The following is a 15,071-nucleotide window of genomic DNA, read 5'->3' as shown; positions in this document are numbered from 1 at the left end:
TTTAGCGATTCCCCAGCACGGAGGCATACCAACGTTCGAGATCCGCGTGGAACGCGTTTAACGCCGAAGGATGCAGATAGACCATGTGTCCGGATTGGTAGAAGCCGAACGTGATATTGTGCTGCAGCGACGGATTGAGATACAGGTGGTTGAGCACGTAGACGGTTTCGAAGAACGGCGTCGCGAAATCGAAGTAGCCGTTGGCGGAAAAGACCTTCATCTGCGGATTGTAGGTCATCGTCTGCGCGAGGTCCCGTGCGACGTTGAAGGTTTGCGCGTCGCTGCCGTGGGTGAAATCCCAGCTGTTGCCGTCGGCGTAGATGAGGTCGTAGATTTCGTAGCGGTACAGCAGCGGTGTGTTGTACTTGAGCTCGTCGCGCAGATACTCGTTTGCCGTGGAAACGAACGCGGAATCGACCGCCGCGTCGGTCGAGTCCCAATCGGGCGAGATGCCGGGCCGGTCCAACGTGTACGTCTGGAAGCGCGAGTCGAGGCGTCCCAGCGTGATGCCGCGCTGACGCGCGAGCTCGTTCTCGAAGCGATCGTACGGAATACGCAAGTCCGAGTTGCGAATGTATTGCTCGTTGAGGCCGGTGTACTGGTGCAGCTTGCGCACGACGTCGTCGTAACGATCCGGCGACAGCCGCGCGCCTTGCGCGAGCGCATCGAGATACTCGGTCAGCGCGAAGTTCTCGACCTGCCCGATGAAGTCGTGGATCGAGCCGTAGCCCGAGACCGCGTGATGGTACCACGCCGTTGCGGCCTCGGTGGGCAAATACAAGACGTACCCCCAGTCGCCGCCGCCGATCGGCGCGCCGTCGTTGTAGTCGACCGTCGGGTTGAGGAACGACGACAGCAGCACGATGCCGTTGAGCGCGATGCCGTGCTGCGCGAGCACGTTGGAGAGCACCGCCGAGCGCGTCGTGCCGTACGACTCGCCGAAGAGAAACTTCGGCGAGTTCCAGCGATGAAAGTTCGTGATATAGCGCGTGATGAACTGAGCGAACGCGTCGGCGTCCTCGTCGACGCCCCACAGATTCTTGGGCGTGCCCGCGCCGATGAGTCGTCCGAAGCCGCTCCCCGGCATGTCGATGAAGACGAGGTCGGTACGGTCGAGCAGCGTGTCGGCGTTGTCGGCGAGGTGGTACGGCGGCGGCCCCGTCATCGTGCCGTCCTTCGTCACCACGCGCACCGGCCCGAACGATCCCATGCGCAGCCAAATCGTCGAGCTGCCCGGGCCGCCGTTATAGAGGAACGTCACCGGACGGCTCTGCGCTTTCGCACCGTCGAGCGTGTACGCGGTATAGAACACGCGCACCAACGGCTGTTCGTCGTTGTTTCGCAGCGTGATCGTGCCCGCACGCGCGGTATAGGCGAGCGTTCGCCCGCCGACGGAGATGGTGTGATGCGTCACCGCATCGGGGGTGAGCGGTGGAATCTTAGGATCGGCAGCTCGTGCCGCAACCGGCGTCGCTAACGCGGCGCAGATGACGAGTACGAGTGCCTGTAACGGCGTACAGCGCAACGCAAAGCCTCCACGTGAACGGTAGGCCGTTCATTGTCGCCGAGCGCGAGCGTCCCTGCACCGGGTGGCGCCCGGCGGAATCAAATTTCGCTCAAAACGACATCGGCGGCAATCGGCGCGCTGTCGGGAATCGCCATCGTCTCTTCGACGGCGACCTCGTTGGGGACCAGGAGCGTCGCAACGTGACCGCCGGGACACGCAACCGTCAGCGTCATCTCCTCGGGCATGTGCTCCGCGTCGAAGCCGATCGGCTCGCCCGTAGGATCCACGACGAAGGAACGAGCGCCGGGGTCGGCGATCTTCGTGCCGCATTCCTGACACACGAGCTCGCGTAGATGCACGACTGCGAGGAACGGCACGTCGCCTAACCGGGAATCTTTTCGTAGAGCTCGTCTTTGAGGCGTTTGACGGCGCGCTCGATCGAGTCGAGATACGGCAGCATCGACATCTTGATGCCTCGCAGCCGGTCATCGCCGGCTTCGGTGATCGCGTAGACGCGCCTCGATCGTTTGGTCGGGTGATCCCACGATGCGGTCACGAAGCCGCGCTCTTCGAGCCGCCGCAGCAGCGGATAGATCTTATTCGTGTTCACTGCAACCAGATCGCCGCAAACCTCGGCGATCCGCTGCATGAGACCGTAGCCATGGTCGGGCTGCTCCTTGATCAAATGCAGGATCAAGACGGGGAACACCGTCTTGCTCTTGATCGGACCTCGAACGACTTCGTCGACGCGGCGCGACATGAGATACCCTACACGGAGGCGGCGTGCAGATCGGGACCGTAGGCGCGGTCGATCTCCGCACCGTAGCGGCCTTCGACGACGCGGCGCTTGACCTTCATGGCCGGCGACAACTCACCGCCCTCAACGCTGAACTCGCGCGGAACGATGGCAATATGTCGAATCTGCTCGTACGGCGCAAGATCGTTCGTTTGCTTGCGCACTTCGGCCGTCAGAAATTGACGCACGTCGTCGTTTGTCGCCAAGTCGTCGGGCGATGCTTGCGCGGCGAGCTCGAGTTTAACGCGCACGAGTTCCCAGTTTGGGCAGACGAGCGCGATCGGATACGGCTTGCCGTTGCCCACGACCATCGCTTGCGCCACGTACATCGAGCGTTTGATCGCAGACTCGACACGCGCGGGCGAAATCCACTTGCCGGCATCGGTCTTGAAGACTTCGCGCTTACGATCCGTGATGCGGAGAAATCCGGCGGCGTCGATTTCGCCGATGTCACCGGTGTGCAGCCAGCCATCGGAATCCAGCACCGCCGCCGTTGCCTCGGGATCGCGATAGTAACCGTGCATCACGTGACGCCCGCGCGTGAGCACCTCGCCGTCGTCGGCGATACGCACCTCGACACCGGGGATCGGTTTTCCGACCGCACCGTATTCGTTGTCCTTCAGCAAACTGGCCGTAATGACCGGGGAGGTTTCGGTCATGCCGTACCCCTGCATGATTGGAATTCCCAAGCCCAAGAACGTCATGGCCGTGTCGATGTGCAGCGCCGCGCTGCCGCTCGCGAACGTGCGCATCCGGTCGAGTCCGAGATTTTTGCGAATCTTCGCGAGCACGAGACGCTTGGCGACCGCGTATTCGGCAGCCAGCGCGGGAGAAGCGCCGCCGCCGAACGTCTGCGCGTACGCCCACTCGCGCGCGACGCGCATGCCCCATGAAATCAACTTTCCCTGCAAGCCCCCAACCTTGAGCGCGCGCCCTTTAATACCGGCGAGCACCCGGTCGAAGATGCGCGGCACCGACGTCATCATCGCGGGACGTACGGCCAGCAGATCGGCGAGCAGCTCGTTGGGCTCGTGGCAAATGGAGTACCTTACGCCCACCAACAAGTAGATATAGATGAACGTATGCTCGTAGATGTGCGAGAACGGCAGCACGGAGAGCGCGTCCTCGCCGGGATGCATTTGGCCGGCGGCGCAATCGCGCGTCGACTGCGCGTTGAACGCGAGGTTGTCGTGCGAAAGCATGACGCCCTTGGGATCGCCGGTCGTTCCCGACGTGTAAATCAGCACGGCCAAGTCATCGGCGTTTTGCGTTTCGTAACGTGCCGGCGCGTCCGGATGCTCGGCGCGAACGGCGGCACCGCGCGCCTCGAAGGCGCGCAACCCGTCGTCGCCGCCGGAGTCGAACACGACGGTTCGCGGCAACGGCGCTCCGCTCGCACGCACGTGTTCCAGCGTTTCCGGCGAATCGATGAAGAGCAGCTTCGCCTCGGAGTGCTTCAAAATGTACGCCGTGTGGTCGAGCGCCTGCGTCGGATAGACCGGCACGACGACGCAACCGGCAAAGAACGTCGCAAAATCGCAGACGATCCAATCGACGCAGTCGTGCGCGATCAGCGCGACGCGATCGCCGGCAACGAGTCCCACCTCGCGTATCGCACACGCGACGTTTTCGCTGCGCTCCAGCAGTCGCGCACTCGACGTCGGCGTCCACTTCGCGCCGTCACGCTCGAGCAACAGTTCGTCCTTGGGTTGCGCGAGCGCGCGCCGAATCAGGTTCGGCAGCGTCTCCTTCGCGGGCAGTGTCATCGTGGGCGAGTTCGCCCGACTTAGTGTCGAGCCTGCCCTTACCTCACCAGCAAGTAGGGACGCGCGCGTTCCAACCGCGACTGCGTCATTCCGGAAACGTCGAGGAGTTCGTCGAGCGTTGAGAACGCGCCGTCGGCCTCACGCAATGCGACGATGCGCGCCGCGAGCGCCCGACCGATGCCCGGAATCGCCGCGAGCTGATCCGGCACAGCCGAGTTGACGTCCAAAGCAAGTGCGGGAGGCCCGGGCGTACGGCGGCGGCCGTTTCGCGAGCGCACGCGCGAGTGCGCCCGGGGCGCATCGCCGATCGCCGGAACGAAGACTTCGTCGCCGTCACGGACGGGTTCGGCAAGATTGACGCCGGCCGCGTCGGCCGAGGGGCGCATCCCTCCCGCTGCCGCGACCGCGTCGGCGGCTCGCGCTCCGGCAGCGAGGCGGTAGAGTCCCGGTTTTACAACCGCGCCGGCAACGTATACGACCGCGCGATTGCCCGCGGGCGAATGATGCGCGAAGCGGCGCGAGGGCGCGGTTCGCATGCCCGGCGACGGGGCGGCGCTCGTGAAGGCGGGGTGGGGTGCGGGGTGCCAGAGGGCCATAGCCACAATGGCGGCGCCGGCGAGCGCGAGAGCGATGCGTTGGATCACGCTGCTCCTTCCCGCGTTGCCGACTCCATGACAAGGCGGTAGGATTACTCTCTATGGCCCAGACCTACGATTTTCGTTCCGTCGAGCGCACGTGGCAGCAGCGCTGGGAAGACGAGGGCATTTACCGAGCGACCGGCGACAGCGGCCGGCCGAAATACTACGTGCTCGAAATGCTCCCGTATCCGTCGGGTGATCTGCACGTCGGCCATGCGAAGAACTATGCGTTCGGCGACGCCATCGCGCGCATGACGCGCATGCTCGGCTACGAAGTGATGCATCCGATGGGATGGGACGCGTTCGGTCTGCCGGCCGAAAACGCCGCCATCGCGCGCGGCATCGACCCCGCCACCTGGACGGCCGAGAACATCATCAACATGCGGCGTCAGATCCGGCTGATGGGAACCAGCTACGATTGGACGCGCGAAGTCGCGACCTGCGAGCCCGAGTATTACCACTGGAATCAGTGGCTGTTCCTACGGTTATACGAGTACGGCTTGGCATACAAGCGCGAGGCGCCGGTCAACTGGTGCCCGCACGACCGCACCGTGCTCGCGAACGAGCAAGTCATCGACGGCCGCTGCTGGCGCTGCGACCATTTGGTCGAGCGGCGCAATCTTTCGCAGTGGTTCTTGAAGATCACCGAGTACGCGGATCGTCTGCTCGCCGATTTGGAAACGCTGCCGGGCTGGCCCGACCGCACCCGCACCATGCAGCGCAACTGGATCGGCCGAAGCGAGGGCGTGCAGTTCGCCTTCGGAATCGAGGGACTCGACGACAAGCTCGAAGTCTTTACGACGCGCATCGACACGCTCTACGGCGCCACGTACGTTGCGTTGGCGGCCGAGCACCCCGTGCTCGGTGCCATCAAGACGATCGTCTCGAAGAAACACGCGGCAGCGATCGATGCGTTTGCCGACAGCCTCAAATCGAAGTCCGAGCTCGAGCGGACGAGCTTGATGGAGAAACAGGGACTCTTTACGGGTGCCTACGCGATCAATCCGCTGTCGCACGAGCACATACCGATCTGGGTCACCAACTACGTGCTCGCGGAATACGGTACCGGCGCCATCGGCGGCGTTCCCGCGCACGACGAGCGCGACTGGGAGTTTGCCAAAGCCAACGGCATCGCGATTGCCGAAGTCATCGCTTCACCTGACCGCGACCCGAGCGAACCGCTGACGCAGCCGTTTTGCGACGACGGACGGCTCATTGCCAGCGACGATTTCTCGGGTATGTCGAGCGCGCGCGCCCGCGAGGCAATCGCGCAGCGCTTGATCTCACAGGGCAGCGGCAAAAAAGTCGTCAACACGCGTCTGCGCGATTGGCTGATCTCGCGTCAGCGCTATTGGGGAACGCCGATTCCGATCGTCTACTGCGACAACTGCGGCGAAGTACCGCTACGCGACGAAGACTTACCGGTTTTACTTCCCGGACACGTGCAGTTCACCGGGGAAGGCTCGCCGCTCGCACAAGTCGAGAGCTTCGTCAAGACGACGTGCCCGACGTGCGGCGGCCCCGCACGTCGCGAGACCGACACCATGGACACGTTCTTCGAGTCGTCGTGGTACTATCTGCGCTACCTCGATCCGCACGGCGAGCGTTTGCCGTGGGCGAAGCCGCACGCCGATCGCTGGATGAACGTCGACCAATACATCGGCGGCGCCGAGCACACGGTTTTGCACCTACTCTACTCGCGGTTCTTCTATAAGTTCTTTCACGATCGCGGCTGGGTTAGCGGACACGACGAGCCGTTCGAGCGCCTCTTCCACCAGGGCATGCTGCTGTACAACGGCGAGAAGATGTCGAAGTCGCGCGGAAACGTCGTCGGCATCGACATGACGGCCGAAACCAACGGCGTCGACGCGATGCGCCTGTTCTTGCTGTACGTCACGCCGCCCGAGGACACCAGTGACTGGACCGACGAAGGCATTAGCGGACGCGTGCGTTTCGTCAATCGTGTGTGGCGCGCGTGCGAGTCGTTTTTTGAGCGCGGCGCTCACGTGCACGACGTACCGGAAGCAGCGACTCCGGATGAGAAGGCGCTGCTCCGAGCGGTTCACGTGGTCGCAAAATCGGCGATCGACGAAACGACGTCGCGCCGGTTTCATTACAATACGACGATCGCGAGGCTCGACGAACTGGTAAACGCGCTCACGGCAGCCGTTGCCAAGTTTCCCGAAGCGGCGGCAACGATCTATGCCGTGCACGCGCTTCCGGTATTGCTCGCGCCATTCGCACCGCACATCGCCGAGGAGCTGTGGCATCGCTTGGGGCACGGCAAATCGGTGCATCTGCAGCCGTATCTCCAGCCGAGCGAATCGGTGCTGGCGATCGACGAAATCACGCTCGTCGTTCAGGTGAACGGGAAGATTCGCGCGCGCGTCATCGCGGCACCGGGCCTCTCCGAAGACGCCGCGGTGGCACTGGCGATGGAGGAAGCGAACGTTCGCGCGCAGATCGACGGAAAGCAGATCCGCAAGCGCATTTACGTCGCCGACAAGCTGCTCAATCTCGTCGTGGGATAGTTAGGGTGCGTTGAGCTCCGCGAGTTTCTCCGCCGCGGCAGGCGGAACGCCCAGTTTGGTGAGGTCACTTGGGGCGTACGCGCCGCCGCCTCCGGCGATCTCTTTCCAAACGCCATTACGCTTAGCAAAAATCGTTTCGCCGCCGCCGGCGCCATACCATGCGCCGAGCGCGTAACCGTCAATGATGTGCACGCTAGGGATCATCGCGTGCACCTTCGGGGTCGTCGCGGCCGAGTTCATCAAACTGCGCACCGCGACAACGTCGGATAGGTGCCCCACGTCGCGCGACGGCGAGCTGCAGTATTCCGGCGAGTCTTTACCGAGGCCGATGCCGCCCGCGAAAAACGCAACGGCCGCTGCATCGGCGGCGCGAGCCTTCAGCTGGCACGGCAAGAGTTTTGGCCTGCCGAGCTCGATCATTTGCCACCCGAACGGATAACGCTGCAAGAGCATATCGCGCTTGGTCCGACTCCCCTCAATGACGACGTCGACGGATACGATCGCCAAATCTCCGTGCGTCACCGGCGCTGCGATCGTGCCGATCGGATACGCAGTGTGAATTGCAGACTCGATGGTAATCGTCATCAATAGAGCGGCAGCTAGCATGCTGGGCGCTTCGGCATAGGGCTCGTTCAACCTTCGGTGAAGACTTGCGCATGAACTCGGCCGCAATGACTACGCGCGTTTGCATCGTCGGGGGCGGACCGTGCGGCATGATGCTGGGCGTTCTCTTGGCGCGCGCCGGCATTGAGGTTGTCGTCCTAGAGAAGTACAAGGATTTCTTTCGCGATTTCCGGGGAGACACAATCCATCCGTCGACTTTGCAGCTCCTCTATGAGTTGGGCTGGCTCGACGATTTCTTAAAACTACCGCACAACCAGCTGTCGCAGATTTCGGCGTCGGTCGCGGGTCAAACGATGCACATCGGCGACCTGTCGCATTTACCGACGCACTGCAAGTTCATCGCGCTCATGCCGCAGTGGGACTTTCTGAACTTTTTGGCCGAACGAGGAAAGTGCTATCCCACGTTTCATCTGCTCATGGAGACCGAGGGCCTCGATCTCGCCGAGAAAGATGGTACCGTCTGCGGCGTACGCGCTCGAACCAAGGACGGCAGCGGGCTGACCATCGACGCGGAGCTCGTCGCAGGGACGGACGGACGGCACTCGACGATCCGTCAGCGCGCGGGCTTTTCGGTCGACAATCTCGGCGCGCCGATGGACGTCCTGTGGATGCGCATCTCCAAAGAACCCGGAGATCCGGTACGGCCGCTGGGTACGCTCGTGAGCGGACGGCTGCTGGTCATGATCGATCGCGGCGATTACTGGCAGTGCGCGTATATCATTCCAAAGGGATCGTTCGAAAAGTTGAAAGGCGCCGGTCTTGCGGCGTTTCAAAGCGACGTCGCATCGGTGGTTCCAGAGCTTTCCGATCGCGTGAAGGAACTCGACGACTGGTCGAAGATTTCGCTGCTGCAAGTACGCGTCGACCGTTTGAAGCTATGGCACAAACCTGGGGTACTGTGTATCGGCGATGCGGCGCACGCAATGTCCCCAATAGGCGGCGTCGGCATCAACCTGGCAATTCAAGATGCGGTCGCGACGGCAAACATCTTGTGTCCGCTTCTCCAGCGAGGACCGGTAAGCGATCGCGACCTGGCGCGCGTGCAAGCGCGCCGCACGTTTCCGACCAAAGTGACGCAGGGCATGCAACTCTTCATCCAAGACCACGGAATCGATCCCATTCTCAAAGGCGAGGTCGCGCTCACGCAGCCGCCCGCGGTCATGCGGCTGGTCAACGAGTTTCCGCGCTTGCGTCGTCTGCCGGCGCGTTTGATTGGAATGGGCGCGCGGCCGGAGCACGTTCACACGCGCGACGCTTTCGCGTAGGTCTACGGCGGTGCGAACCGCCACCAAACGTAGACGTACATGGCAACGATCAGCGGATACATCAGGAAACTCGCTTCGGTACCGAGCACGCCACCCGTCAACCACGCCGGCCCGCTGAACGTCACGTCGAGCAAATGGTCGACCGGCACGAGGCTGCCGTTTTTCGTGCCGATGACGAAGAGCTGCATGTAATCGAACGCAACGTGGTAACCTACGGCTAGCCATAGCGTACCGGTCTTCAGCACGCTGTAACACACCCAGATGCTCAAGCTAACCAGAGTAATCACGTCCCACACGTTCTCACCTTGCTTGAAGAAGTAGTGGTCGTAAGCGAAAAGAAGTGCGATGGCAATCGCGGAAGGCCAAAACCCTAACGATTTCCAGAGCGTTTGAAACAGGTATCCGCGATACCACATCTCTTCACCCAACCCGATGACAAGATTGGTTCCAAGCCACGCCAACGCCGCAAAAATCAGCGGCGGCCCGCTGAGAGCGAGACCGTGAATCGTCATGCCGCCCAACGCCATCATGCCGAGGGCGACCGCACCCGCGTTGACGACGCCGATCGCGAAACCTTCCCAAAACCGTGCGCCGAACGCTTGACGCACTGAAAGACCGTACGAATCAACGCGCCGCGCCTCGTACCATCCGAAGACCCAAGTCAAGAAAAGGGCGATCGCGAGCGTCATCGCTTCGTAGAAGGCGACGGTCCCCGCCGAGAGGTCCATACGGACGTGCATCGCCGCGGCGAGGGCCGCCGTGGGCTGTTCGAGGATCTTTGGCAGCGCGTAGTTGCCTAAGGCGAAAAAGAGCAAGGCTCGCCAGAGCGGGCGCAGCTTCCGATCGCTTCCGAGAATCATCCCGCCCAGCGTAGACGCCCAGGCGTCAAAAAGTCTTCAGAGCGCCTTGAAATACTCGTAAGTGAGGCGCATGCCGTCGATCAGCTTCGTGGTCGCGCTCCAGCCGAGGTCCTTGCGAGCGCGGCTTGCGTCGAACTGCGCGTCGCGCGGATCCCCGGGCCGGCGTGGAGCGTGGGTGACCGGCGCTTCGAAGCCGCTGATCTCGACCAGCGCGCGGTAGATCGCGTTGACGCTCGTCTTCACCCCGGTGCCGATCACGTAACAGCCGCCGGATCCGCGCTCGAGCGCCTCGAGGTTCGCGCGCGCAACGTCGCCCACGTAGACATAATCCCGGGTTTGCTCGCCGTCCCAATCGATGCGTATGCCTTGTTTCTCGAGGAACTTCCCGATGAAGATCGAGATGACGCCGGCCTCGCCGTTGGGATCTTGGCGCGGGCCGTAAACGTTTCCGTAGCGCAGTGCCGTAAAGTCCAAGCCCTTTTCGGCTTTGTAAAAGCGCAGATAATGCTCGGTCACCATCTTGGTGATGCCGTACGGCGACGTCGGTAACTGCGGCGTGTCGTCGGTAATCGGGAACTTCTCGGGATTGCCGAACGTCGCACCGCTCGACGCGAAGATCACTTTGCGAACTCCCGCCTTCACGGCGTTCTCGAGCACGTTGAGCATGCCGATGACGTTGACTTGCGCGTCGTAAATGGGATCGCGGGACGAGATTGCCACCGAGTGCTGGGCAGCGTGATGGCTGACGATCTCCGGTTTGAACTCGGCGAACATGCGCCCGACCATTTCGTCGCGGATATCCATGTGAACCAACGACGCGCGGTCGGGAACGTTGGCCCGGCGGCCGCCGCCGTGTTCCCAGAGCGAATCGAGCACGAGCACGTCGTGTCCCGCCGCCAGATACACGTCGACGATATGGGAGCCGATGAAGCCGGCTCCGCCGGTGACAATGATTCGCACGCTTCTCCGTTCTAGCCGTCGGCACGCACCGTCGCAGTAGAACTGCGAATGCCGGCCTCGGGACTGATTCTGTGCGCGAGCGGTGCCGTGCTCGGCGCGCTCGCGGTTGCGCCCCTTTCGACGGACGCGCGGCTCGTGGTCGCTGCCGCGTCGCTGGGACTGCTGGTCTATACCCTCGGCGAGGCGCGCGTGCCTCCGGCGTTTCGAACGCTGTTGGCCGCCGTCCTGGTCCTCGGTGCCCTCAGCGGATGGCTGCACGCGCGCGCGGAGCCGCACGTCGTCGAGCGGCGTACCGCGCAATACGACGCGCTGGTCCTCGACCGCAACGGCGACGGCGATACGGTCGTGAGCCTCGACGGTTTGCGCGTGCTCGTGCGATTTCCGGATCCCGCACCGCCGATCGGTGCGAGCATCGTCGTACGCGGACGGCTCGAGCCGTTCGACGATGCACGCAATCCGGGCGAACCGAGCGAACGCGCGCTGCAGCGAGAGCGCGGCTTCGACGCACGACTGGAAAGTGCGAGAACGCTCGTCGTGCGGGCTTTTTCCACGCAGAGTGTCGAGGTTTGGCTTGCGAAAGCGCACGCGTGGGCGCACGAACAGCTGGGTGCGCGATTGGGCGAGCCGTACGCCTCGGTGCTCGCCGGAGAGTTGTGGGGCGAACGTTCGGCGCTGCCGCCGGATCTGCGTGCCGAGTTTCAGGAGACGGGAACGGTACACGTGCTGGTGACGGCGGGATTGCACGCGGGCGCCGTTGCCGCTCTTTGCCTGGCACTGTTCTCGGCGGCGTCGCTGCCGCGGTGGAGCGCGTGCGTGTTGACGATACTTGCCGTTTGGACGTTCGCGGTATGGAGCGGCGCGCAGCTCCCGGCGATTCGCGCCGCAACCATGGTGACCGCGGCATTGACGGCGCGTGCCTGCGGCCGCGCGACCTATTCGTATAACGCGTTGGCACTCGCGGCGCTCGCGATCGTGTTCGTTCGGCCGCAAAGCGTCGCGACGCCGTCGTTCGCGCTCTCGTTTTCGTGCGTCGCTGGGATTTTCACGCTGGCACCGCTCGTCGAGCGCGTCATCGACCGCATCGCCGCGCTGCCGCATCTGGCGCGCGAAGCGCTCGTCCTCTCGACGGCGACGCAGCTCTCGACCTGGCCGCTGACCGCTGCAATCTTTCTGCAGTTCGGCACGTTTGGATTGCCTGCGAATCTTGCCGTGGTTCCGTGCGTCGCCGCCACGATGGCGCTGGGAGCGGCGCAGCTGCTGCTGTGGTGGTGCCCGCCGCTCGCGCAAGCGTGCGCGAATCTCAACTCGTGGCCGCTCGCGTGGATGCTCGGAGCGGTACGAACGTTTGCGTCATTGCCCGATGCGGCAATCCCGATGACGCCCGCACCGGCGTGGTGCATCGCGATCTACGACGCCGCGCTCCTCGCTGCGCCCGTACTCGTCCAACGGCGCGCGTACGTCGCCGCGTGTACGGCGACGATGTTCGCCGCCGGACTCGTCTTGTGGCCGCCGCATCTCGACGATCGCCGATTGAAAATCACGGTTCTCGACGTCGGTCAGGCGGACGCAATCGTCGTACGGACGCCGCGCGGACACGCGCTGCTCGTCGACGGGGGCGGACGTCTCGAGCGCGGTCCGCAAAACGACGAATCGTTGGCCGAGCGCGTCGGGGAACGCGTCGTCGTTCCATTTTTGTTGCGCCAGGGCATCCACGCCCTCGATGCCATCGTGCTTTCGCATCCGCACGGCGACCACGCCGGCGGCATCGCCCCGGTCCTGCGCAAGCTGCGCGTAACAGAGTTCGCCGACGGCGGTCAGCGTTACGGCGGCCACGCCTACCAAGACTCTCTCGCGACGGCGCACGCGCAGCGCGTGCCGATCGTTTATCCGCGCGCCGGCGACGAATGGCGCACCGACGACGGCGTCGTGCTGCACTTTCTCGGACCATCGCTGCCGTTGATCGCCAACTCCCACAACGATATCAACGAAAACTCAGTCGCGTTCACGTTGCGTTACAAATCGTTCTGCATGCTTTTCACCGGCGACGCCGGCGCCGCGGCGGAGGAGCGCTTCTTAGCGCAAGGCGCGGACCTCCGATGCGAGGTGCTGAAGGTCGGTCATCACGGCTCCGCATACTCGTCGACGCCTGCGTTCATTGCGGCAGTGCAGCCTCGTTACGCGATCATCTCGGTTGGCCGCCACAATCTTTTCGGACATCCAGCGCCTTCGACCATCGAGACACTCGAACGATTCGGCGCCACGATCTATCGGACCGACGAAAACGGCGCCGTCGTCGTGACGAGCGACGGTACGACTGCTCAGGTAATGCCGTCGCTGCAGTGATGGAGCCGCAAAAATGCGTCGGCGGCACCTCGCGCGTGTCGCTCGATTTCGGAACGCGTAGGGCGTTCGGCGACGCCAAGGAGCAGGCCGATCATCAGGTCTCCCCAGAGCAGGGTTTCGAACTGATCGGCGAGGTCGGCAGGCCGGCCGTCGAGCAGTCCCGCCGTTTTCGCCTGCGCCATAATCGTCCGTACAGCCGTGCGACTCGTCTCGCGGCCGACTGCGTCGAGAACTTGCGCAACTTCGGGCGCACGCACGGCCTCGGCGATTGCGAGACGGAAGACCGCGACGACCGCAGGATCGGTAACCTCGCGAACGAGCTGCGCACCGAGCGAACCCAGCACGCGCGCGAGTGTTGCCCGGTCGCGGGGAACGGGTAAATCCCTCGGGGCCTGGAGTCGTTTGGCTCGTTCACTGATGCAGGCAGTCAAGATTTCTTGCTTGTTGCCGATCAACGCGTAAAGTTCGCGCTTCGAAACGCGCGCGCGCGTCGCGATGTCCAGCGTACTTGCGGATGCATAGCCGCTCTCCATGAACGCCGCGAACGCAGCCTCGAGGATGCGTTCGCGCGGTCCGGTCGCTTCAATATTCTCTTGACGCTTCACTTGACAATGGTACTATGCGGTACCATAATAGGCAATACTTGTGGTACCGACTGGTACCAAGCGTAGACGGAGGAGCACATGATCAAGCCGAGGATCCTCGTGACCGGCGCAACCGGAAAGACGGGCAGCGTCGTCGCTGCGGAGCTGCTGCAAGCCGGATATCCGGTGCGCGCCTTGGTGCATCGAGCCGACCATCGCAGCGCGCGACTGCAGGCGCTTGGAGCACAGATCGCCGTCGCCGACCTGAGCGACGCCGAGCGAATCATCGACGCGCTCAAGGACGTGCAGCGCGCCTATTACTGCCCGCCCTTCGATCCGTACATGATCCACGGCGCAGTCGCATTCGCCGTGGCCGCCAAGGCCGCGCGGCTCGAGCACATCGTCGGCCTTACCCAATGGCTGGCGAGCCCCTCGCATCCCTCACTCATGACCCGCCAGCACTGGCTGGTCGACCGGCTCTTCTCGATGACGCCCGGCGTCGGACATACGATCCTCAGACCAGGCTACTTCGCCGAGGCGTATCTCGTGATGACCGGACTCGCCGCCAATCTCGGCATCTTCCCTCGACTCAACGGCGACAGCCGAAACGCCCCGCCGTCAAACGAAGACATCGCACGCGTTGCCGTCGCGGCGTTGATCGATCCCGATCGGCATTCTGGGAAAACCTACCGGCCTACCGGGCCGGAACTGCTCGGCCCGCAAGAGATGGCCGCGGCAATCGGCCGGGCCGTCGGGCGATCGGTGCGCGTCGTGCCGACGCCGATGTGGCTGTTCTACAAAACCGCCCGAGCCGCGGGCCTTTCGATAGACGTCCTCGCCGGCATACGCTATTACAATCGCGATCACGAACTCGGCGCCTTCGAGTTAGGTGCGCCAACCAATGACGTGCTCGACGTAACCGGCCGCCCACCCGAAGACTTTGAGACGATCGCTCGCCGATACGCGGCACTGCCGGCCAATCGGCGCACCTTTGGCAACGGGCTTCGTCAGCTCGCGCAATTTCTCACCGTCCCCTTCAGACCTAGTTACAACCTGGAGCGCTACGATCGCGAGCTTCGCCGGCCGTTTCCATCCGCGCCGGAGTTTGCGCCGGAGTCTGCAGTCTGGCGGCGCGAGCACCTCGTCAAACCGTTCGATCGACAACGGGCGCAAGCGGAGGGATGAATCCGGCGAATG

The 15,071-nt window shown here is 63.4% G+C and carries 13 protein-coding genes; 4 read left to right on the top strand and 9 right to left on the bottom strand.

Annotated features, from left to right (window positions below; genetic code table 11):
- Position 1 precedes the first annotated feature (1 nt).
- The 5 genes from VGG89_06360 to VGG89_06340 all read right to left on the bottom strand — a co-directional run bounded on the left by VGG89_06360 (position 2) and on the right by VGG89_06340 (position 4,713).
- Positions 2–1,525 (bottom strand): hypothetical protein, encoded by a 1,524-nt coding sequence (locus VGG89_06360; protein ID HEY1976144.1) that lies wholly within the window; start codon positions 1,523–1,525, stop codon positions 2–4.
- 80 nt (positions 1,526–1,605) lie between these two features.
- Positions 1,606–1,884 (bottom strand): hypothetical protein, encoded by a 279-nt coding sequence (locus VGG89_06355; protein ID HEY1976143.1) that lies wholly within the window; start codon positions 1,882–1,884, stop codon positions 1,606–1,608.
- A gap of 5 nt (positions 1,885–1,889) precedes the next feature.
- Positions 1,890–2,267 carry a PadR family transcriptional regulator gene (locus VGG89_06350; GenBank protein HEY1976142.1) on the bottom strand — a complete coding sequence of 126 codons (378 nt, stop codon included), beginning with the start codon at positions 2,265–2,267 and terminating at the stop codon, positions 1,890–1,892.
- A gap of 8 nt (positions 2,268–2,275) precedes the next feature.
- Complete coding sequence (locus VGG89_06345) at positions 2,276–4,069, bottom strand: long-chain fatty acid--CoA ligase (GenBank protein ID HEY1976141.1); 1,794 nt, start codon at positions 4,067–4,069, stop codon at positions 2,276–2,278.
- A 38-nt stretch (positions 4,070–4,107) separates the two neighbouring features.
- On the bottom strand, positions 4,108–4,713 hold the full coding sequence (locus VGG89_06340; GenBank protein ID HEY1976140.1) for a helix-hairpin-helix domain-containing protein: 606 nt from the start codon (positions 4,711–4,713) through the stop codon (positions 4,108–4,110).
- A 53-nt stretch (positions 4,714–4,766) separates the two neighbouring features.
- Between VGG89_06340 and leuS the strand changes: the two genes are divergently transcribed.
- Complete coding sequence (gene leuS / locus VGG89_06335; protein ID HEY1976139.1) at positions 4,767–7,238, top strand: leucine--tRNA ligase; 2,472 nt, start codon at positions 4,767–4,769, stop codon at positions 7,236–7,238.
- Here the strand turns inward: leuS and VGG89_06330 are convergent, their stop codons facing one another.
- Entirely contained in the window at positions 7,239–7,844 is a 606-nt protein-coding gene (locus VGG89_06330; protein ID HEY1976138.1) for a hypothetical protein, read from the bottom strand. It lies immediately after the preceding gene.
- Positions 7,845–7,909: 65 nt separating this feature from the next.
- Here VGG89_06330 and VGG89_06325 point away from each other — a divergent pair, with 65 nt between their 5' ends.
- Positions 7,910–9,127 (top strand): FAD-dependent oxidoreductase, encoded by a 1,218-nt coding sequence (locus VGG89_06325; GenBank protein HEY1976137.1) that lies wholly within the window; start codon positions 7,910–7,912, stop codon positions 9,125–9,127.
- Between the two features lie 2 nt (positions 9,128–9,129).
- On the opposite strand, the gene VGG89_06320 is transcribed toward VGG89_06325, so the two are convergent.
- Together VGG89_06320 and VGG89_06315 are read right to left on the bottom strand one after the other, a co-directional pair.
- Positions 9,130–9,987: a CPBP family intramembrane glutamic endopeptidase gene (locus VGG89_06320; GenBank protein HEY1976136.1), complete on the bottom strand. Its 858-nt coding sequence runs from the start codon at positions 9,985–9,987 to the stop codon at positions 9,130–9,132.
- Positions 9,988–10,023: 36 nt separating this feature from the next.
- A complete protein-coding gene (locus VGG89_06315; GenBank protein ID HEY1976135.1) occupies positions 10,024–10,947 on the bottom strand; it encodes an NAD-dependent epimerase/dehydratase family protein in 924 nt (307 codons plus the stop codon).
- 48 nt (positions 10,948–10,995) lie between these two features.
- Between VGG89_06315 and VGG89_06310 the strand changes: the two genes are divergently transcribed.
- On the top strand, positions 10,996–13,290 hold the full coding sequence (locus VGG89_06310) for a DNA internalization-related competence protein ComEC/Rec2 (protein HEY1976134.1): 2,295 nt from the start codon (positions 10,996–10,998) through the stop codon (positions 13,288–13,290).
- On the opposite strand, the gene VGG89_06305 is transcribed toward VGG89_06310, so the two are convergent.
- Positions 13,266–13,895, bottom strand: coding sequence for a TetR/AcrR family transcriptional regulator (locus tag VGG89_06305; protein HEY1976133.1), 630 nt, complete (start codon positions 13,893–13,895; stop codon positions 13,266–13,268). The two genes, VGG89_06310 and VGG89_06305, sit on opposite strands and share 25 nt — an antisense overlap.
- A gap of 78 nt (positions 13,896–13,973) precedes the next feature.
- Here VGG89_06305 and VGG89_06300 point away from each other — a divergent pair, with 78 nt between their 5' ends.
- Positions 13,974–15,059 (top strand): NmrA family NAD(P)-binding protein, encoded by a 1,086-nt coding sequence (locus tag VGG89_06300; GenBank protein ID HEY1976132.1) that lies wholly within the window; start codon positions 13,974–13,976, stop codon positions 15,057–15,059.
- Positions 15,060–15,071: the final 12 nt, after the last annotated feature.

The sequence above is a fragment of the Candidatus Baltobacteraceae bacterium genome, from assembly GCA_036488875.1.
Lineage (GTDB): Bacteria > Vulcanimicrobiota > Vulcanimicrobiia > Vulcanimicrobiales > Vulcanimicrobiaceae > JAFAHZ01.
This window is presented reverse-complemented; position numbering and strand designations above follow the sequence as displayed.